The organism is Labilibaculum sp. K2S (assembly GCF_030372765.1).
Taxonomy (GTDB): domain Bacteria; phylum Bacteroidota; class Bacteroidia; order Bacteroidales; family Marinifilaceae; genus Labilibaculum.
In genome coordinates, this window is sequence record NZ_JAUCMW010000061.1 from 1 (window position 1) to 1,613 (window position 1,613).

Consider the following 1,613-nt stretch of genomic DNA (forward strand, 5'->3'; position numbering starts at 1 on the left):
GTGGTGTGAAAGCCTCTCCCTGCTAGTGATTATTAGCGGGGCGGGCTATTCGATTGGCAAACGTTTTCATTCTATTTAAAAGGGCAAACCATCATCATCTTCAGACTTGTTTTCTTCAAATTTGATATAGTATTCATTAGCTATTTTCTCATCTTGTGCTGCTCCTGAAATGTCTCCGATCTTCTCTTTAATTTCAGACCTTTCTTTCAAGAATTCACTTATTGTAAAATACCTGTCAGGCAAGTTTTTAGTTATCAACCTAATCGCCTCGTTCATGTCGATTAAGGCTTCTTTGTTTTTTTGAAGATTCAATTGACATTCAGCTCTTAAATGGTAAAGGAATGGTTTTGTTTCACGATCTTTATACTCAAGCCCCTTGTTGATTATCTGTATGGCGCCAATGTAGTCCTTATCGTCATATATTTTGTCTATTGCCTTAATTCTATATTCTTCTGCAGGATTTTCAATAGACGCTATATTATTCATTAGGGAATCCATAAGATCGGGATTGTTTCTTAAGATGTCTTGTAAATTAGTATTCCCTTCTGTTCTTACTCCCTTATTGGATTCTTCCTTTGTAAAAACCATTTTATTATGAGACTTATCATTTTCCTCAGTTAAGAGATGTTGGACTAGCTTATCCTCTTCTCCAATTGGACTAACTTCTGTCTTTCTATAAATATTCTCTTCATTTTTATCATACAATTCGGCACCAGTTTCAAAGTCTTCTTTCTTGCTAAAACCACGCCTTTCGCTATTACTCAGCTGGCTATATTCTGTGCTAGTAAGTTCTGTAACTTTGATTTTCAAATCAGCATCAACTTTTTCACATAAATCGCAACCGATTTCGATACCGAAAGCTTCAATTTGGTCAACGTGAATTGACTGAACAGCCACACGCCTTTCTGTAAGATTATCTCCTAAATTGCTGAATAATAATGAATCATTACTGTCTCGTTTCAAGGTTTGGGAAATCATTACTCTTTTGTAATTTGGATTTTGCCCCTCGCGAGTACCTAAAAATCGTTCCACAATTATTTTAGGTTTTTCAGTCAATAACTCCTTCATAACTTCAGGTTTTGTTCTATTATGGTCTATGTATTCTTTATTCTCAATGAATTCTTTAGTCCATTCTTCTATAAGAGCAGAAACTGTATCGTCTGGGTCAATATCAAATACCATTGATTCCTCATATTTTTTCTCCCTGATCATTTGAATCGATCGTTTCAACTCAATTACAGAAGCTTTTTGCTGGCTTAATCCTTGGATATAGTTTTCTTTTACTTGTAGAGGTGAACACTCAATATTTTCTGCCATTCTTAGCAAACTTCTTTTTTTATCTTCTTCTCTCGATCTTGATTTAGTGCTAATATCAAATCCTTTATTCCTCTCAATACGAGCTCCACTTTCAGGATTATTTTTCTTGTATTCGTCCCAATTCTTCTGTGCATTGTTTGTAAAATATGTGTCATATACGAATTTCCCAATCGCAAATAGAGCAATAATTCCAATAAATGTCAATATTGTATTCATTGTTGTATTATTTTAAATGTTTGCCAACGTAAAAGTGTTTTATCCTTTCGTTTTTTAAAATTAACAAAACATTATTTAGG

General features: G+C 33.8%; 1 protein-coding gene. It reads right to left on the reverse strand.

Annotation, left to right across the window (positions count from 1 at the left end; genetic code table 11):
• Nucleotides 1-75: 75 nt before the first annotated feature.
• Nucleotides 76-1,533, reverse strand: a complete 1,458-nt coding sequence (locus QUH73_RS20655) for a hypothetical protein (RefSeq protein ID WP_289532341.1) — start codon at nucleotides 1,531-1,533, stop codon at nucleotides 76-78.
• Nucleotides 1,534-1,613: the final 80 nt, after the last annotated feature.

Bases quoted from the DNA above. Each gene is read 5' to 3' on its own strand.
- QUH73_RS20655 (WP_289532341.1), bottom strand. From the start codon at position 1,533: ATGAATACAATATTGACATTTATTGGAATTATTGCTCTATTTGCGATT.